Consider the following 18,081-nt stretch of genomic DNA (forward strand, 5'->3'; position numbering starts at 1 on the left):
GCGGCCGATCAGCACGCCGCCCACGACCGGGCCTCTGTCAGGTCGCAGGCCAGAAGCAACGCATGAGCAAGCCGTCGGGCGTCCGCAACCTTGAGCTCGACCTCGCCGAGGCTTCCGGGCGACGTGTTGGTCGCGCAGATCGTGTTCGACCAGTCGTCGTTGTTGTTGTCGTGGCGACAACCCTCGACACGGACGACGATCTCGTTGCCTCCCTCGGGCTTGCCAGCGGTCGACGCCCGGCCCGTGGTGCCACACTCCAGCGTCCTCGGGGTGGGTCGGATACTCGGCCTCCGGGCCGTCACGGAAGGCCTTGTGGTCGCCTCCGCACCACGGCGGCAGATGTCGCTCCGCAGCTCGGTGGCGGTGCTCACTGGTGGGCCTCGAGCCACTTGTGCGCCGTGGTCGCGTCCATCGCGAGCTGGCGGAGCTTCTCGTCGTCGTCGACCTCGCGGTCACCGAGATCGTCCCGCGGGAAGACCCACGCGCTCATCTCGCCGGTGAGGATGTCGACGTCGGCGCCGGTCGCGAAGTACTCGCCGAACGTGGGGCTGTGGTGGCGGAAGATCACGCGGCCGTCGCGACGGATGGTCAGGTCGTCCTCGCCGGCTCGGTGGATGCCGTTGTCGCGGGACGTGCACCAGATCGGGCAGTCAAGCACGGCGGTGGTGTGGACGGTGGTGGTCATGCGCGTTGCTCGGTGGAGATTTCGAGAGGCGATCCGATGCGTAGCCGATGCACTGGAACTGGAACCGCCTCCCCTCTGCTGTCGCAGCACGTGGGAGGCGGTTTCGACGTTGTGGGCGCAACAGGGATCGAACCTGTGACCACCTGCTTGTAAGGCAGGCGCTCTACCGCTGAGCTATGCGCCCCGGGCCACTCGAGTCGAACGGCGGCGTCAGGCTACTTCAGCCGCGGTCCCAGGGCCGAACCAGCCCGCCTGCGGGCCGCGCCGCTAGCACATCCGTGGGTCGATCAGGTGGATGGTCTAGTCCGTTCGGGTGAATTTCGGCCCGTTTTGCAACTTCTTCTTGGATGAGCGCCACCGACTCGCTAAAGTTCGTGACGTTGAACCGCTGGTGACCCGAGACGCCAGCGGTTCAGCCTTTTTTCCCGCCGTACGCCGTCGGTCTCAGGCGACGGCCGCGCGCAGCTGCTTGAGGTGCTCGTCGAGGTCCCGGCTCTCGCTCCGCGCGTTGTGCACGGCCCATGCGATGTTGCCCTCGCGGTCGATGACGTAGGACGACCGCATCGGCGTGCCGGTCGACTCGTCGAAGACGCCGTACGACGTCGCCACCGCCCCGTGCGGCCAGAAGTCGCTGAGCAGCGGGAAGTTGAGCCCGTCGGCGTCGGCCCACGCCCGAAGCGTGTAGACCGGGTCGCAGGAGAGGGCGAGCACCTCGGTGTCGAAGGTGAGGAACTCCGCCAGCCGCGAACGCACCTCGTTCATCTCGCCGGTGCACACGTTGCTGAACGCGTAGGGGTAGAAGAGCAGCAGCACCGCCTTCGTCCCCCGGTACGACGACAGGCTGGTGTCCTGACCGAACTGGTCCCGCAGGGTGAAGTCGGGGGCGGGACCGCCCAGCGCCAGGCCGGCTCCGGTCACGAGTCGTGCTCCGCGAGCTCGCGCTTGAGCACCTTGCCGGTGGCGTTGCGCGGCAGCTCGTCGAGGAAGACCACCTCGCGCGGCACCTTGTAGCGCGCCAGGTTGGACTTCACGTGCGCCTTGACGTCGTCCTCGGAGAGGTCCTTGCCGTCGGCGCGGACCACGAACGCACGCAGCCGCTTGCCGTAGTCGTCGTCGTCGACGCCCAGCGCGGCCACCTCGGCCACCCCGTCGAGGGTGGAGATGCAGTCCTCGACCTCCTTGGGGAAGACGTTCTCGCCGCCGGAGACGATCATCTCGTCGTCGCGGCCCTCGACGTAGAGCCGCCCGTCGTCGCCGAAGCGCCCGACGTCGCCGGTGGACATCAGCCCGTCGACGATCTCCTTGTGGCCGCCCCCGGTGTAGCCCTCGAACTGCAGGTCGTTGCCGACGAAGATCCGGCCGGACTCCCCCGCGGGCAGCTCCTTGCCGTCGGGGTCGAGGATCTTCACGATCGTGGCGTGCGGGATGCCGCCGGCAGTGCCGGGAGCCTCGCGGAGGTCCTGCGGCGTGGCGATGGTCGCCCAGGCCACCTCGGTGGATCCGTAGATCGAGTAGAGGTTGTCGCCGAAGCGATCCATCCACTGGGTCGGCAGGTCCCCCGGCAGCGCCGAGCCCGACGACGCGACGGCCTTGAGGTTCGACAGGCGGTACTTGTCCAGGGTCTCCTCGTCCAGCGCCATGATCCGCTGCAACATCACCGGGATCACCACGAAGGACTCGCAGTCGTGGTCGGCGAGCAGCTTCAGCGCGTTCTCCGGCTCGAACTTCCGGGTCAGCACCATGGTCGTGCCGAGCAGCATCGCGGCCTGGTAGTGCGCGAAGCCCCACGTGTGGAAGAGCGGTGCGGCGATGTGGCAGGTCCAGCCGGACTTCAGCGGCATCCGCGAGAGGAGGGAGACCGCGGCGGGGATGCCGGCCTGGGGACGCGGGGCGCCCTTCGGGGTGCCCGTCGTGCCGGAGGTGAGGATGATCGTGCGCGGGGTGCGGGTCGGCGGGGTGAGCTCGGCCGTCGTACCCGCCGACCGGATCAGCTCCTCCAGCGTGTCGGGACCGGGGTCGCCGTCGGTCCAGCCGATGACCCGGTCCTCGATGTCGACGTCGTCGAGGAGCTCGGCGAACTCCTCGTCGTAGACGACCACCCGCGGCTCCTCGCGAGCCACGACGTCCTTCAGCTGCGGGCCCGCGAAGGCGGTGTTGAGGTAGAGCACGTCCGCGCCGAGCTTGTTGATGGCGATCGATGCCTCGACGAAGCCGCGGTGGTTGCGGCACATGACGGCGACGCCGTCACCCTCCTTGACCCCGCGCTCCTTCAGCGCGTGCGCCAACGCGTTGGTACGGCGGTGCAGCTCACCGAAGGTCACCTCGCCGCGTTCGTCGATGATCGCGACACCGTCGGGGTTGCGCACGGCGAGCGCCTTGAACCCGCCGGCGGGGGTGGTGCCCCACTTGCGGAGCGCGGTCGCGATCCCGACGAGCGTGCGCGGACCGTAAGGTCGCACGATCCCGGACCTCGTGAGGGTGGTCAGGCTGAAGACGGCGTCGCGCGCCCGCAAGGACATCGAACCCATGGGGCGACGTTACCGCCTGGTAGTCGCCGGCGCTTCAGCCGACCGTCTTCGGGGCGATCAGCTTGGTCGCGACCCAGTCGCTGCTCACCGCAGCGGTGGTGGTCAGCGCCAGGCCCGCGATCGGGGCCGCCTCGGCGATGTCGGCAGGGTCGACGGCGTTGGGCCGCCCGACCTTGGGCGTGAGCAGCCAGATGACACCGCCGCCCACGAGGTCGGTGATCGAGTCGAAGAGCCCGTCGACGAGGTCGCCGTCGTCGTCGCGCCACCAGAGGAGGACCGCCTCGACCACGTTGCCGTAGTCGCCGTCGACGAGGTCGCCGTCGATAGCGTCCTCCACCGCGACCCTCAGGTCGTCGTCGGTGTCCTGGTCCCACCCGAGCTCTTGGACGACCATGCCTGCCTTGAAACCGAGGCGGTGGGCAGGTCCGGTCTCGGCCGTACCGCCATCCGCGGTCGCGCTCACGGGTTCCTCCAGTCCGTAGGGGGTCCGGGGCTCGAGGCCCCGACGTGTGGGGAGTAGTCCAGCGGAGTTCAGGCAGGGACGCAAGCGCTGTCCATGCGCGGGTCGCTCAGGCTACCGCTCGGTAGATTTTCCCGTGACCGGATCGGTGCCACGATGGCGGGGTGACCGGAGACCCCGAAGCGACCCCCGACAGCAACGGCGCCGACCCGAGCGCCCGCACCGCACCGGCCCCCGTCGTGATCCACGAAGGCCTGCCCACGCAGCTCCCCGACATCGATCCCGACGAGACCCAGGACTGGATCGACTCGTTCGACGCCCTGCTCGACGAGCGTGGTCGCGAGCGCGCGCGCTACGTGATGCTCCGGCTGCTCGAACGGGCCCGCGAGGCCCAGGTCGGCGTGCCCGCCCTGCGCAGCACCGACTACATCAACACGATCCCGCCCGAGCGCGAGCCGTGGTTCCCCGGCGACGAGGAGATCGAGCGCCGGATCCGGGCCTTCATCCGCTGGAACGCCGCCGTCATGGTGTCCAGCGCCAACCGCAAGGGTCTCGAGGTCGGCGGTCACATCGCCACCTACCAGTCGTCGGCCAGCCTCTACGAGGTCGGCTTCAACCACTTCTTCCGCGGCAAGGACCACCCCGGCGGCGGCGACCAGATCTTCATCCAGGGGCACGGCTCCCCCGGCATCTACGCCCGCGCCTACCTCGAGGGCCGGCTCACCGAGCAGCAGCTGTCGCGGTTCCGCCAGGAGGTCCAGCACGGCGTGCGGGCCGGCCTCCCGTCGTACCCCCACCCCCGGCTGATGCCGGACTTCTGGGAGTTCCCGACGGTGTCGATGGGGCTGACGGCCATCAACTCGATCTACCAGGCGCGGTTCAACCGCTACCTCGGCAACCGCGGCATCAAGGACACGTCCCAGCAGAACGTGTGGGCCTTCCTCGGCGACGGTGAGATGGGTGAGCCCGAGTCGCTGGGCGCCATCAGGATCGCGGCGCGCGAGGAGCTCGACAACCTGGTGTGGGTCATCAACTGCAACCTGCAGCAGCTCGACGGTCCGGTGACCGGCAACGGCAAGGTCATCCAGGAGCTGGAGGCCAACTTCCGCGGCGCCGGCTGGAACGTCATCAAGGTCATCTGGGGCCGCGAGTGGGACGAGCTGCTCGCCCGCGACGTCGACGGCGTGCTGGTCAACCAGATGAACACCACCCCCGACGGCGCGTTCCAGACGTTCTCCGTCGAGGACGGCGCCTACAACCGCGAGCACTTCTTCGGGCCCGACCCGCGGCTGCGCAAGATGGTCGAGCACATGAGCGACCGGCAGATCGAGAAGCTGCCGCGCGGCGGCCACGACTACCGCAAGGTCTACGCCGCCTTCGACGCGGCCACCAAGCACACCGGTCAGCCGACGGTGATCCTGGCGCACACCATCAAGGGCTGGACGATCGACGCCCTCGAGGGCAAGAACGCCACGCACCAGATGAAGAAGCTCACGATGGCGGACCTGAAGAAGTTCCGCGACCGGCTCTACCTGCCGATCTCCGACCGCGACCTCGAGTCGACCTACGAGGACACCGGCACCGCGCCCTTCTTCCACCCCGGCGCGGAGTCTCCCGAGATCGAGTACATGATGGAGCGCCGGCGCGCGTTGGGTGGTTCGCTGCCCAAGCGCGAGATCCGGGCCACGCCGCTGGAGCTGCCGCCCGCCACGATCTACGACGACCTCAAGCAGGGCTCCGGCACCCACAAGATTGCCTCGACGATGGCGGTGGTGCGCCAGCTCAAGGACTGGATGAAGGACCCCAACATCGGCAAGCGGTTCGTGCCGATCGCGCCCGACGAGTACCGCACGTTCGGCATGGACTCGATGTTCCCCTCGGCCAAGGTCTACGACCCTGCCGGCCAGACCTACGAGTCGGTCGACCGCAAGCTGCTGCTCGCCTACAAGATGTCGCCGCAGGGCCAGATGCTGCACGAGGGCATCTCCGAGGCCGGCGCCATGGCGTCGGCGACCGCCGCCGGGTCGGCGTACTCGACCCACGGCGAGCACATGATCCCGTTCTACATCTTCTACTCGATGTTCGGCTTCCAGCGCACGGGTGACTCGATCTGGGCCATGGCCGACCAGCTCGCCCGCGGCTTCCTGATCGGTGCCACAGCGGGCCGCACGACGCTGACCGGCGAGGGACTGCAGCACGCCGACGGGCACTCGCCACTGATCGCGGCCACCAACCCGGCCGTCGTGCACTACGACCCGGGCTACGCCTTCGAGATCGCGCACATCATGCAGAGCGGCCTGGAGCGGATGTACGGCACCGGCGGACCCGAGGGCCACGGCGAGAACGTCATCTTCTACCTGACCGTCTACAACGAGCCGGTCAGCCAGCCCGCCGAGCCCGACGACGTCGACGTCGAGGGCATCCTCAAGGGCATCCACCAGATCAGCACCGCCGAGGGCGACGGGCCCCGCGTGCGGCTCCTGGCCTCGGGTGTCGCCCTGCCGTGGATCGAGGAGGCCGCCCGGCTGCTCCGCGAGGAGTGGGGCGTGGCGGCCGACCGCTGGTCGGTCACCTCGTGGAACGAGCTGGCGCGCGACGCCGTCGCGGCCGAGGAGTGGAGCCTGCTCCACCCCGCCGAGACCGCCCGCACCCCGTTCGTCACCGAGAAGCTGACCGGGTCGACCGGACCCGTCATCGCGGTGTCCGACTACATGCGCGCCGTGCCGTTGCAGATCGCCCGATGGGTGCCCGAGGACTACCGGGTGCTCGGCGCCGACGGGTTCGGCTTCGCCGACACCCGCCCGGCAGCGCGGCGGTTCTTCCACATCGACGCGCAGTCCGTGGTCGTGCAGGCCCTCCAGGCGCTCGCCGACGCCGGCGAGATCGACCCGGCGCTCGTGGAGAAGGCCTTCAACCAGTACCGCATCGACGACCCCACGGCGGTCTCCGGCGTGATGCAGGAGGGCGGCGACGCCTGAGACCGGGCGGGCCTAGGCCGAGGTGACGCTCACCAGCGGCGCCGTGGGTGCGGCGGACCCGTTGCGCAGCAGGCGGCGGAACTTCGCGCGGTTGTAGACAGCGGGCTCGGTGCCGCTGACGAACTCGTCGAGCAGCCGCACGAACTCCTCGGGATGGTCGCGGTGCGGGAAGTGCCCGCTGTCGGGCAGCACGGTGACCATCGCCTCGGGAGCGAGCGCCGCCGCGTTGCTGGCGTGACGGACCGGGATGACCTGGTCGTCGCGGCCCCACACGACGGCCATCGGCATGCTGTCGGTGAGGTAGGCGCGGTCCGACATCGTGACGATCTGACCGCGCCAGTCGATGACGGCGCGCACCAGGTGCCGGATGGCGAAACGGGAGCCGCGGTCCTTCCAGGACTCCACGATCGCGGCCACCTCGTCGAGGTCGCGCGTGTAGCGGCGCAGGGGCCCGCCGCCGTACGACGCCAGGGCCCGCAGCCCGGCCGTCTCCACGTGCCGCAGGCCGGGCAGGGTGAGGACGCGCATGACCTGCTCCCAGCCGGGCGCCTGGACGAGCTTGATGAAGGGCGAGACCTCGGGACCCATGCCCCCGGTCGCGACGAGCATCACCCGCTGGGTGCGCTCGGGGAACTGGTAGGCGAACTGCATCGCCACCCCACCGCCGAAGCTGTGGCCGACCACGGTGACCTTGTCGATGCCGAGCACCGTCATCAGGTCGCGCATGCCATTGGCGTAGCCGCCGAGCGTGTAGTCGGCGCGCGGCTTGTCCGAGAGCCCGTGACCGAGGAGGTCGGGCACGATCACGGTGTACTTCTCCGCGAGCAGCGGGACGACCCGGTCCCAGGTCGTCCGGTCGCAGGCCAGCCCGTGCAGCAGCAGGAGCGCGGGACCCGAGCCGGTCCGCAGGTAGGCACGCCGCTTGCCGTGGATCGTGACGTACTCGACCTGCGCGGTCGGTGCGTTGGTCATCGTCCTGCCCCTCCCCGGTTCGACGACGCTCTCGCAGCGCTGGTCGTGGATTCAATCACGGTGCCCGACGGCCCCGGGAGGGGCCTGGTGTAAATCCCACGTCACATCCCTAGGCTTCAGGCGTGTCCCGTCCTCCGAACCCGCGCGCACGCGCCGCCAAGGCACTGCGCAGCGCCGCCGGAAGGCTCAGCACGGCCGCAGCGCGGCGGATGGAGACCGACCTGCCGTGGTACGCCGAGCTGAGCGCGGAGGAGCGTTCCTGGATCGGGCTCATCGTGCAGGCCGGCATCGGCGACTTCATCGACTGGTACAAGCTCGACAACATGACCCTGTCCTTCGGCCAGGTGCGGGAGGCGGCGCTCTTCGACGCGTCCCCGCGTGCCTTGGCCGGCACGATCACCCTGCACCAGACGGTGGACCTGATCCGCCTCAGCTTCGAGGTGGTCGAGCAGAACCTCGACGAGATCGTCGATCCCGACGACCTGGCCGACGTGCAGGAGGGCGTGCTGCGCTACGGGCGCGAGGCAGCCTTCGCGACCGCCGAGGTCTATGCCCGGGCGGCCGAGGTGCGCGGCGCGTGGGACGCGCGCCTGGAGGCGCTCGTCGTCGACGCCGTCCTCCGCGACGAGACCGACGACGACGTGCTGTCCCGCGCGAGCGCCGTCGGCTGGGGCGCGCGCGGCGACGTCGCCGTGGTGCTGGGCGCGGTGCCGGAGGACCGCACCGAGGCGGGAGTCATCGACGCCGTACGGGACGCGGCGCGGGCCGCGGGGATGGACGCCCTGGGCGCGGTGCAGGGGCACCGGCTGGTGGTGATCCTCGGCGGCGTGAGCGACCCGGGAAAGGCGGCGAGCCGGGTCGCGAAGCACTTCGGCGAGGGGCCCGTGGTCGTCGGCCCCGTGGCAGCCGACCTCGGCCATGCCTACCTCTCCGCCCAGGCGGCCGCGGCCGGCCTCCGCGCCGCGCCGGCCTGGCCGGAGGCGCCCCGTCCCGTGCAGAGCGAGAGCCTGTTGCCCGAGCGCATCCTCGCCGGCGACGAGTGGGCGCGCATCGAGGCGATCGAGGGGATCTACCAACCGCTCGCCGAGGCGCGCGGCACGCTCGTGGAGACGCTCTCGGCGTACTTCGCGCGCGGCTGCTCGATCGAACCGACCGCCCGTGACCTGTTCGTGCATCCCAACACCGTGCGATACCGCCTGACCCAGGTCGCCGAGCTGACCGGCCTGACGCCGTCGCAACCCCGCGACGCGCTCGCCCTGCAGCTCGCGCTCGCGCTCGGCCGCCTGTGACGCGTTTGTAGGGTCCCCACAAAGGCGCCCGGGCGAGTTCGTGAGCGCCGGAGGCGCGATCGTGGCCGTCCGCGAGGCACGCTGGACATGTGCTCGTCATCGTTGCGCCCGGCCAGGGCGCCCAGTCCCCCGGCTTCCTCCGCCCCTGGCTGGAGGTGCCGACCTTCGAGGCCCGTCTGCAGTGGCTCTCGACCGTGGCGGGCCTCGACCTGGCCCACTACGGCACCGACGCGGACGGTGACGAGATCCGCGACACCCGGATCGCCCAGCCCCTGCTCGTCGCCTCCACCCTGGTGACGGCCCTCGAGCTCTTCCCGCACCCGGCCGACGCCTACACGAAGCTGGGCGCGGTCGCCGGCCACAGCGTCGGCGAGATCGCTGCGGCCACGGGCGCTCGCGTCATCAGCGCCGAGCAGGCCATGGTGCTCGTCCGCGAGCGCGGCCGGGCGATGGCCGACGCCGCCGCGGTGACCCCGACCGGGATGACCGCCGTGCTCGGCGGCGACCGCGACGACGTACTGGCCACGATCGAGCGCCACGGCCTGGTCGCCGCCAACGACAACGGCCCCGGCCAGATCGTCGCCGCCGGCACGCTCGAGCAGCTGGCCGCGTTCGCTGCTGACCCGCCCACCAAGGCCAAGCTGCGGCCCCTGTCGGTGGCGGGCGCGTTCCACACCGCCCACATGGCTCCTGCCGTCGACCACGTCGCCGGCCTCGCGCGCTCGGTGTCCGTGCACGACCCACGCACCCGCTTCATCTCCAACCGCGACGGCAGTGTCGTCCACGACGGCGCCGACGTGCTGAGTCGGATCGTCGGCCAGATCGCCCGCCCCGTCCGCTGGGACCTGTGCCTGGAGACGATGGCCGACCTCGGCGTGACCGGCATCCTGGAGATGCCGCCGGCCGGCACCCTGACCGGCATCGCGAAGCGCTACTTCCGCGACCGCGGCATGAGCGTGGAGACCTTCGCGCTCGACCACCCCGACCAGCTCGACGACGCCGGCTCGTTCTGCGAGAAGCACGGCGAGGCGTCGCCGATCGAGACGTCCCCGACGTGGCGGATGGTCGTCTCCCCCGTCAAGGGCGTCTTCCACCGCGACGAGCAGGCGGGCGACGCCGACTCGCTGGCCCCGGGCGTCACCATCGGCGATGTCGCCAGCCTCCGCGACCGGATCGCCGTCACGTCGGCCCACGGCGGCCAGGTCGTCGAGTGGCTGGTCGAGGACGGCGACCTCGTCGCCCCCGGGCAGCCTCTCCTCCGCCTCCACCCCCAGGGCGGCGCAGCATGAGCACCTTGAACGTCGAGTCGGGGACGTCGTACGCCGGCATCCTGGGGGTCGGCGCCTACCGACCCTCGATCCTGGTGCCCAACGCCGACATCGTCGACGCCATCGACTCCAGCGACGAGTGGATCCAGCAGCGCTCGGGCATCAAGACCCGCCGGTTCGCCGACGACTCCGAGACGGTCGTGAAGATGTCGGTGAGTGCCGCGGCCGACGCCCTCGAGGCCGCCGGCGTCGATGCGCACCAGGTCGACTGCGTGATCGTCGCGACGGTCAGCCACCTCCTCCAGACGCCGTCCGCGGCCACGATGGTCGCCCACGAGCTGGGCACCGACGGTGCCGCCGCCTTCGACATCTCGGCGGCCTGCGCGGGCTTCTGCCACGGCGTCTCGCTCGCCAACGACATGGTGCGCGGCGGCAGCGCCCGCTACGTCGTCGTGGTCGGTGTCGAGCGGCTCTCCGACATCACCAGCCGCACCGACCGCGGCACGGCGTTCATCTTCGCCGACGGCGCGGGCGCCGTCGTCGTCGGCCCGAGCGACACCCCGGCCATCGGGCCGGTCGTGTGGGGCTCCGACGGCGAGCAGTACGACCTGATCCGGCAGAAGGAGGACTGGCGCGACGTGCTCGCGTCGGACTCCCCCGAGATGCCGCACCTGGTCATGCGCGGCAACGAGGTCTTCCGCTGGGCGTCGTTCTCGATGGCCAAGATCGCCCAGCAGGCGCTCGACCGCGCCGGCGTGAGCGTCGACGACCTCGACTGCTTCGTCCCCCACCAGGCCAACAACCGGATCACCGACGCGATGGCCCGCGCCATGAAGCTGCCGTCCCACGTCAGGATCGCCCGCGACATCGTCGACTCGGGCAACACCTCCGCGGCCTCCGTGCCGCTCGCGCTCGAGCGGATGATCCGCGACGGCGACGCGAAGTCGGGCGACGTCGCCCTGCTGATCGCGTTCGGGGCGGGCCTGGCCTACGCGGCCCAGGTCGTCACGCTCCCCTGATCCCCGCACCACCCCACCAAGAAGACACAACCAGGAGTACACAGATGAGCACCGAAGAGATCCGCGCCGCCCTCGCCGACATCGTCAACGAGGTCGCCGGCGTCGACGCCGACGACGTCCAGCTCGACAAGTCCTTCGTCGACGACCTCGACGTCGACTCGCTGTCGATGGTGGAGGTCGTGGTCGAGGCCGAGGAGAAGTTCGGCGTGACCATCCCCGACGACCAGGTCAAGAACCTGAAGACCGTCGGCGACGCCGTCGCCTACATCGAGCGCGCGCGCTCGGCCGCCTGATCGTGACCGCCCGCACCCGCGTCGTCGTCACCGGCCTCGGCACCACCAACCCTCTGGCCGGTGACGCGGCCACCACCTGGGACCGGATGCTCGCCGGCGAGTCCGGCGTGCGCCCGATCGAGGACCCGGCGTTCGCGGACCTCCCGGTCCGCATCGCCGGTGTGGCGGCGGTCGAGCCCACCGACGTCCTCGACCGGGTCCGGGCCCGACGCCTGGACCGGTCGTCGCAGTTCGCCCTCATCGCTGCCACGGAGGCCTGGCGCGACGCCGGTCTCGACGTGCCGCAAGCGGCGGACGAGCTCGACGGCGACCGGGTCGGCGTCGCCATGGCCTCGGGCATCGGCGGCGTGCAGACGCTGCTCAGCAACTACGACGCCATGCTCGCCAAGGGTCCGCGACGGGTCTCCCCGCTCGCCGTACCCATGCTCATGGCCAACGCCCCGGCGGCCACCATCAGCCTCGAGATCGGCGCCCGGGCCGCGGTCAACACGCCCGTCTCGGCGTGCGCGTCGGGCAACGAGGCGATCGCCCTCGCAGCCGACCAGATCCGTCTCGGCCGCGCCGACGTGGTGCTGGCCGGTGGCACGGAGGCGGCCATCCACCCGCTCCCCGTCGCCGCGTTCGCCAACATGATGGCGCTGTCCAAGAACCCGGGCGACCCGACCACGGTCTCCCGCCCCTGGGACACCGCCCGCGACGGCTTCGTGCTCGGCGAGGGTGCCGGCGCGGTCGTGCTGGAGTCCCTGGAGCACGCCCAGGCGCGCGGCGCGCGGATCTACGCCGAGGTCCTCGGTGCCGGGATCACGGCCGACTCCCACGACATCGCCCAGCCCGACCCGGAGGGCCGCGGCGGCACCCGCGCGATCCTGCGGGCACTCGCCGACGGCGACATCGACCCCGCGTCGGTCGCCCACGTCAATGCGCACGCGACGTCCACCCCGCAGGGAGACGTGGCCGAGGCGCTGATGCTGCACGCGACGCTCGGCGGTCACGCCTCGGAGGTGATCGTCAGCGGCACCAAGTCGATGACGGGTCACCTGCTCGGCGGCGCGGGAGCGCTCGAGGCCGTCGCCACGGTGCTGGCGCTGCACCACCGGCTCGCACCCCCGACGATCAACCTCGACGACCTCGATCCCCAGGTCGAGCTCGACATCGCCACCAAGCCGCGCGACCTGCCGCTCGGCGACATCGTGGCCCTCAACAACTCGTTCGGCTTCGGTGGCGCCAACGTCGCCGTCGCCTTCGGATCGGTGGTCTAGGACATGACAGCGGTCGATCATCGCCCCGGTGCCGGTACGGCCTCGGGCAAGCCGGCGAAGCTTCCCCGGGCCGAGGACCCCCGCAACCCGGTCACCCGGCTCGGGTCGCTCCTCGACGAGGGGTCCCTCGAGCTCATCACGCCCGACGACGACTCGGGCATGATCGCGGCGGTCGGCACCGTCGACGGCACGCCCGTCGTGGCGTTCTGCTCCGACGCGACCGTCATGGGTGGCGCGATGGGCGACGAGGGCTGCCGCGTGGTGGTCGACGCCTACCACCGGGCGCTGGTCGACCGTGTGCCGATCATCGGGCTGTGGCACTCCGGCGGGGCCCGCCTGGCCGAGGGCGTGCTCTCGCTGCACGCCGTCGGGCGGATCTTCCAGGTCATGACGCAGGCATCCGGGGTCATCCCGCAGATCTCGGTGGTGCTCGGTCCGGCCGCCGGCGGCGCCGCCTACGGGCCGGCGCTCACCGACATCGTCATCCTCGGCCCCGAGGGCCGGATCTTCGTCACCGGTCCCGAGGTGGTGCGGTCGGTCACCGGCGAGGACGTCGACATGCTCCGCCTCGGCGGTCCCGAGCCGCACGGCCGCCGGTCCGGCGTCGTGCACGTGGTGACCGAGACGGAGGACGAGGCGCTCCAGCGCGCCCGCGACCTGGCGAGCCTCCTCGGCGCCCAGGGCAGCCTCGCGCTCGACGCGGTCGACGACCGCGACCTCGCGCACCACCTGCCCGAGAACACCAAGCGCGCCTACGACGTGCACCCGCTCGTCGAGGCCGTCCTCGACGACGACTCGATGCTCGAGCTGCACGCGCGCTGGGCACCCAACATCGTGACCGCGTTGGGTCGCCTCGGCGGCCGCACGGTCGGCGTCGTCGCCAACAACCCGCTCCGGCTCGGCGGCTGCCTCGACTCGCTGTCGGCGGAGAAGGCCGCGCGCTTCGTGCGCATGTGCGACGCCTTCGGCGTGCCGCTGGTCGTCGTCGTGGACGTGCCGGGCTACCTCCCCGGTGTCGGTCAGGAGTGGGACGGCGTCGTACGCCGTGGCGCGAAGCTGCTCCACGCCTTCGGCGAGTGCGTCGTGCCCCGGGTCACCCTGGTCACCCGCAAGACGTACGGCGGCGCCTACATCGCGATGAACTCGCGGTCCATCGGCGCCACCAAGGTCTTCGCGTGGCCGGGCGCCGAGGTCGCCGTGATGGGCGCCGTCGCCGCCGTCCGCATCCTGCACCGCCGCAAGCTCGCCGAGGTCTCCGCCGACCTGCGGCCCCGGGTCGAGGCCGAGCTGGCCGCCGAGCACGAGCGGATCGCCGGTGGAGTCGACAAGGCCGTCGAGATCGGGGTGGTCGACGAGGTCGTCGAGCCCGGGGCCACGCGCAAGGCGATCGCCCACGCGATCGCCGACTTCGTGCAGTCGGGCGGCGTCCACCGCGGCCAGCACGGCAACATCCCGCTCTGATCGCTCGTCGAGCAGCCCGAGCCACCCGCTCGTCGAGGAGCCCGAGCCGCTCGGCGATCTGTCGCGAGGCACGAGCGAAGATGTATCGAGACGCCGTGCCGTGCCTGCCTCCGGTGGGGGCCGGCCTACACCACCTGGTGCAGCCAGCGGACGGGGGCGCCCTCGCCGGCGTGCCGGAACGTCTCGAGCTCGTCGTCCCACGGCTTGCCGAGCAGCTTGTCGATCTCGTTCTCGAGCGTCGTCTCCCCCAGTGCCGCACGGACCACGGCGGCCTTGAGCCGGTCCTCGGGGATCATGATGTCGCCGTGGATGCCGGTGACGGCGTGGAAGACGCCGAGGTCCGGGGTCGAGGAGAACCGAGCGCCCTCCGTCGCCGACGTGGGCTCCTCGGTGACCTCGAACCGCAGGTGCAGCCACCCGCGGAGCGCCGAGGCGATCGCGGCGGCCGAACCGGCCTTGCCCGACCACGAGAACTCGCAGCGATAGGTGCCGGACTGCGCGGGCTGGGGCGTCCAGTGAGGGCTCACGGGCACGCCGAGCACGCCGCCCACGGCCCACTCGACGTGCGGGCACAGCGCGGACGGCGCAGAGTGGACGTAGAACACGCCCCTGGTTGCACTGTTGCTGTTGGTCACCGCGAATCTCCTCGGTCTGGCCCTTCCCTCCGGCGCGAGCTACGCCTTCCCCAGCGGTCTCTACGGAGGGTCAGCCGATCGTGGAGCGATCGAAAGTGACACCTGTGATGTTGTGAATCCCATTGTGGCTCATGGGACGCCCGAAGACCACCCTTTCGGCAAGTCGGACGTGTCACACGCCGAGTCACACGCCGAGTCACACGGCGTCGAGCGACATGAGCTCGTCGAGGACGGCAGCGGCGATTCCCAGCCCGCCCAGGTGGCTCTCCCCGTCGATGGTCGTCATGGTGGCGTCGGGCAGCCGGTCCACCACGTGCCGACCGTGCCGGAACGGCACGATGTGATCGGCGTCCCCGTGCCACCAGCGCACCGGCACGGCCACGTCGGCGAGCTCGAAGCCCCAGTCGCGCGTGAAGAGCACCAGGTCGGCGACCGGCGCCGAGGTCTGGAACCTGCTGCCGTTGAGCAGGTCGTCGAGGAACATCGCCTTGAACTCCGGCCGAGAGAGGAGGTTCTTGTCCCCCGGCGGCTGCACGCGCGCGTAGAGGTCGAGCCCCGCGCCGGCGAGCGGCTTGACGGTGCGGATGGCCGTCGTCAGCGCGACGCCGAGCGGCACCCTGGCGGCCGAGAGCAACGGTGCCAGCCGCACGGCGAGCTGGATCGGCCCGCCGTCCACAGCATCCACACCGCGGGTCGGCGCCACCCCGCCGAGGACGCCGACGCCGAGCACGCGGTCGGGAAGGCCGGCGCCGGCGGCGAGGGCGTAGGGACCGCCACCGGACAGCCCGATGACCCGCACCTCGTCGATGCCCAGCGCATCCAGCAGGAGCGCCAGGTCGCCGGTCCAGTCGAGGACGTCGGGATAGAGGTGAGGAGTCGACGACCCGATCCCCGGGCGGTCGATGCCGATGATGCGCAGGCCGCGCTCCTCGGCGTAGGCGCGTGCCTCGACCGGGATCTGGCGGCGCGCTCCGGGGGTGCCATGCATCCACACGATCGCCGGGCCGGTGTGCGACCCGTACTCGGCGAAGCTGAACCGGCGCCCGTCCCGCACAGCGACGTTGCCCTCGAGCGTCGGCCGCCGTACGTGGTCTCGATGCGACATGCCGCTGAGTGTGGCACGGTGCCGCGGCACGCCCGTCGGTGTCCTATCGTTCGACCATGTCGTCACGCTCGCTCGAGATGCCACAGCGCGCGAAGCGCGCCCAGCGCTCCCGACTGCCGTGGATCCTCACGGTCCTCGCGATCATCGCCCTGGCGATCGGCTGGGCGGTCTGGTACGTCCGGACACCCGGCGGCCTCTCGACGTCCGACCGCACCGTCGAGGACAGCGGCGTCGTCGGTCAGACGCTGTACATCAAGATGTACGGCGTCGGCGACGACTTCGACCGCACCCTCCGCCTCACGGACGTGTCGATCGACGTGTCACCCAGCGACGGCGTCGAGGCGAAGGCCATGGTCTGCGTCGACGGTTCGATCAGCGTCACCACCGACCCGACGGGTCAGTGCAAGAAGCTCGAGGACGCCGAGGACGCGGAGTTCTCCGACAACGACTCGATCGTGCTCGCCGTCACTGCGAGCCAGGCCGGGACGGTCGAGATCGGACAGCTGGACGTGTCGTTCCGCGACGGCATCAAGTGGGGGTCGGACCGGGCCGGCATCGCGGGGGCCGAGCTCACCTTCGCCGAGAGCACCCCCGGCACCGTCGACGACAGCAGCTCGACCGACGGCGACACCGGCGAACGCCCCGGACAGGACGACAAGCCGGGGAAGACGGACAAGCACAAGCCGAAGGACCGCAAGAAGGACAGCGGGCCCAACGCCTGAGGCTGGCCCGATCAGTCCTTCAGCCGGCCTTCCAGCGCTTCCGCGCGTTCCGCGGCGTCGGTGATCTCCTCGGCGTCGATGGCGTTGGTGCGGTGGAACCAGCTCAACGCGTCCCGCTCGCGGCCCGCCTGCTCGAGCGTGTCCGCGTAGGCGTAGCGCAGGCGCACCACCCAGGACTCGCGGCTCTTGCTGTTGAGCGGCGAGAGCTCGAGTGTCCGGAGAGCGGCGTCGAGCTGTCCGAGGTCGCGGCGGGCTCCCGCCTCGACGATCGTCATCTCCGCCTTCGCGGCGGTCGGGAACCGGGCGACCGACGGGCTCTTCGCCAGCTCGAGGGCGCGCTTGGCGTTGCCCAACGCACGATGGCAGTCCGCCATGATCGGGAGGTACGCCGTCGCGCCGTTCATCCGCTTCGCGGCGCGCAGCTCCGACAACGCCTCGGCGTAGTGGCCCGCGGCGTAGGCGGACTCCCCCACCGCCTCGCGGACCACGGCGAGACGAGGTGCGCGGCTCCGCGCAGCGAGCGTGTGCTGGTAGGCGGTCTCGGGGTCCTCGTCGATGAGCGCTCCCGCCGCAGCGAGGTGGCGGGCGACCCGCTGGGCCAGCTTCTCCGGCAGGCTCTTCAGCTGCACGCGTACGTCGGCAGCGAGCTCCTTGCCCGTGACGTCGTCCGGGAGCGGGGGGCCGTCGTAGACCTGCTGGGCGGCACTGCGCTCGGCGGGTGCGGGTTTCTCGCTCGGACGACCCTTGCCTGCGGGACCCTTCGCCCGATCGGGTCGTCGCTGACCGCCGACGCGGTCGTCACGCCTCTTGTCGTCACCGGTGCGACTCGTGCGACCGCGCCCGGCCTGGCCGCCCTTGCCACCCTGGCCGCCCTTGCCACCCTGGTCGGCCTTGCCGCCCTGGCCGCGGGAGGGCCCACCCGTGCGGCGCGGTCCGCCCGCGCGTCCGCTTCCGGACGCGCTCGGCTTGCTCCGTCGTTGCTCTGCCACGACGACTCACTCTCTTCAGATTCAGAAGTTGGTACAAATAGCGTAGAGGCCACCCGGAGGTGGCCTCTACTCAAAGTATGTCCGGCGGCGTCCTACTCTCCCACAGCCTCTCGGTTGCAGTACCATCGGCGCTGGCAGGCTTAACTTCCGGGTTCGGGATGGAGCCGGGTGTTTCCCTGTCGCTATGGCCGCCGTAACTCTGTTAACCCCTGTGTGTTGGGGTTGGATTAGTGGACGCGTTTGTAGTGTTTTATGCGCTGAAACCCTGTTGCACGTGGCCGTGAAACCAATTTTGGGTTTGTTGGTTGTGTTGGGGGTTTGTGTGGCAAGTGTTCGGCCTATTAGTACCGGTCGGCTGGGCATTGCTGCTGTACACCTCCGGCCTATCAACCCAATAGTCTGTTGGGGGCCTTACACC

General features: G+C 70.8%; 17 protein-coding genes, 1 tRNA gene and 2 rRNA genes. 8 read left to right on the forward strand and 12 right to left on the reverse strand.

The genetic code is table 11. The features are described from left to right. Positions 1 to 8: 8 nt before the first annotated feature. The 6 genes from ACAX67_RS17065 to ACAX67_RS17090 form a co-directional block, all read right to left on the reverse strand. Complete coding sequence (locus tag ACAX67_RS17065) at positions 9 to 371, reverse strand: hypothetical protein (protein ID WP_370705068.1); 363 nt, start codon at positions 369 to 371, stop codon at positions 9 to 11. Next, the gene (locus ACAX67_RS17070; protein ID WP_370705069.1) at positions 368 to 685 is read right to left on the reverse strand and encodes a hypothetical protein; all 318 of its coding nucleotides are present in this window, start codon (positions 683 to 685) and stop codon (positions 368 to 370) included. The genes ACAX67_RS17065 and ACAX67_RS17070 overlap by 4 nt, the downstream gene beginning before the upstream one ends. Positions 686 to 797: 112 nt before the next feature. Beyond that, positions 798 to 869 (reverse strand) — tRNA-Val (locus ACAX67_RS17075). A gap of 260 nt (positions 870 to 1,129) precedes the next feature. Beyond that, positions 1,130 to 1,603 carry a peroxiredoxin gene (locus ACAX67_RS17080; protein ID WP_370705070.1) on the reverse strand — a complete coding sequence of 158 codons (474 nt, stop codon included), beginning with the start codon at positions 1,601 to 1,603 and terminating at the stop codon, positions 1,130 to 1,132. Continuing rightward, a complete protein-coding gene (locus ACAX67_RS17085) occupies positions 1,600 to 3,213 on the reverse strand; it encodes an AMP-binding protein (protein ID WP_370705071.1) in 1,614 nt (537 codons plus the stop codon). The genes ACAX67_RS17080 and ACAX67_RS17085 overlap by 4 nt, the downstream gene beginning before the upstream one ends. 34 nt (positions 3,214 to 3,247) lie before the next feature. Next, positions 3,248 to 3,676: a DUF3052 domain-containing protein gene (locus tag ACAX67_RS17090; protein WP_370705072.1), complete on the reverse strand. Its 429-nt coding sequence runs from the start codon at positions 3,674 to 3,676 to the stop codon at positions 3,248 to 3,250. Positions 3,677 to 3,912: 236 nt separating this feature from the next. On the opposite strand from ACAX67_RS17090, the gene aceE reads away from it, so the two are divergent. Then, on the forward strand, positions 3,913 to 6,651 hold the full coding sequence (gene aceE, locus ACAX67_RS17095) for a pyruvate dehydrogenase (acetyl-transferring), homodimeric type (protein ID WP_527891041.1): 2,739 nt from the start codon (positions 3,913 to 3,915) through the stop codon (positions 6,649 to 6,651). Between the two features lie 12 nt (positions 6,652 to 6,663). Here aceE and ACAX67_RS17100 read toward each other — a convergent pair whose 3' ends face one another. Further along, positions 6,664 to 7,623 carry an alpha/beta fold hydrolase gene (locus tag ACAX67_RS17100; RefSeq protein ID WP_370705074.1) on the reverse strand — a complete coding sequence of 320 codons (960 nt, stop codon included), beginning with the start codon at positions 7,621 to 7,623 and terminating at the stop codon, positions 6,664 to 6,666. 122 nt (positions 7,624 to 7,745) lie between these two features. On the opposite strand from ACAX67_RS17100, the gene ACAX67_RS17105 reads away from it, so the two are divergent. From ACAX67_RS17105 to ACAX67_RS17130, 6 genes are all read left to right on the forward strand, one after another. Next, entirely contained in the window at positions 7,746 to 8,912 is a 1,167-nt protein-coding gene (locus ACAX67_RS17105; RefSeq protein WP_370705075.1) for a PucR family transcriptional regulator, read from the forward strand. An 89-nt stretch (positions 8,913 to 9,001) separates the two neighbouring features. Continuing rightward, positions 9,002 to 10,201 (forward strand): acyltransferase domain-containing protein, encoded by a 1,200-nt coding sequence (locus tag ACAX67_RS17110; protein WP_370705076.1) that lies wholly within the window; start codon positions 9,002 to 9,004, stop codon positions 10,199 to 10,201. Further along, a complete protein-coding gene (locus ACAX67_RS17115) occupies positions 10,198 to 11,199 on the forward strand; it encodes a beta-ketoacyl-ACP synthase III (RefSeq protein WP_370705077.1) in 1,002 nt (333 codons plus the stop codon). The genes ACAX67_RS17110 and ACAX67_RS17115 overlap by 4 nt, the downstream gene beginning before the upstream one ends. Positions 11,200 to 11,243: 44 nt before the next feature. Beyond that, entirely contained in the window at positions 11,244 to 11,492 is a 249-nt protein-coding gene (locus ACAX67_RS17120) for an acyl carrier protein (protein ID WP_370705078.1), read from the forward strand. 2 nt (positions 11,493 to 11,494) lie between these two features. Further along, positions 11,495 to 12,751 carry a beta-ketoacyl-[acyl-carrier-protein] synthase family protein gene (locus ACAX67_RS17125; protein WP_370705079.1) on the forward strand — a complete coding sequence of 419 codons (1,257 nt, stop codon included), beginning with the start codon at positions 11,495 to 11,497 and terminating at the stop codon, positions 12,749 to 12,751. A 3-nt stretch (positions 12,752 to 12,754) separates the two neighbouring features. Then, complete coding sequence (locus tag ACAX67_RS17130; protein ID WP_370705080.1) at positions 12,755 to 14,212, forward strand: acyl-CoA carboxylase subunit beta; 1,458 nt, start codon at positions 12,755 to 12,757, stop codon at positions 14,210 to 14,212. Positions 14,213 to 14,337: 125 nt separating this feature from the next. Here ACAX67_RS17130 and ACAX67_RS17135 read toward each other — a convergent pair whose 3' ends face one another. Both ACAX67_RS17135 and ACAX67_RS17140 read right to left on the reverse strand, forming a co-directional pair. Then, entirely contained in the window at positions 14,338 to 14,847 is a 510-nt protein-coding gene (locus ACAX67_RS17135; RefSeq protein WP_370705081.1) for a DUF3145 domain-containing protein, read from the reverse strand. Between the two features lie 196 nt (positions 14,848 to 15,043). Next, positions 15,044 to 15,952: an alpha/beta fold hydrolase gene (locus ACAX67_RS17140; protein ID WP_370705082.1), complete on the reverse strand. Its 909-nt coding sequence runs from the start codon at positions 15,950 to 15,952 to the stop codon at positions 15,044 to 15,046. A 56-nt stretch (positions 15,953 to 16,008) separates the two neighbouring features. Between ACAX67_RS17140 and ACAX67_RS17145 the strand changes: the two genes are divergently transcribed. After that, positions 16,009 to 16,674, forward strand: coding sequence for a hypothetical protein (locus ACAX67_RS17145; protein WP_370705083.1), 666 nt, complete (start codon positions 16,009 to 16,011; stop codon positions 16,672 to 16,674). An 11-nt stretch (positions 16,675 to 16,685) separates the two neighbouring features. On the opposite strand, the gene ACAX67_RS17150 is transcribed toward ACAX67_RS17145, so the two are convergent. From ACAX67_RS17150 to ACAX67_RS17160, 3 genes are all read right to left on the reverse strand, one after another. Next, positions 16,686 to 17,663 carry a tetratricopeptide repeat protein gene (locus ACAX67_RS17150; protein ID WP_370705084.1) on the reverse strand — a complete coding sequence of 326 codons (978 nt, stop codon included), beginning with the start codon at positions 17,661 to 17,663 and terminating at the stop codon, positions 16,686 to 16,688. A 79-nt stretch (positions 17,664 to 17,742) separates the two neighbouring features. Further along, positions 17,743 to 17,859, reverse strand: a 5S ribosomal RNA gene (gene rrf, locus ACAX67_RS17155). A gap of 125 nt (positions 17,860 to 17,984) precedes the next feature. After that, positions 17,985 to 18,081, reverse strand: a 23S ribosomal RNA gene (locus ACAX67_RS17160); the annotation flags it as partial.

It is taken from the genome of Nocardioides candidus (genome assembly GCF_041321175.1).
Lineage (GTDB): Bacteria > Actinomycetota > Actinomycetes > Propionibacteriales > Nocardioidaceae > Nocardioides.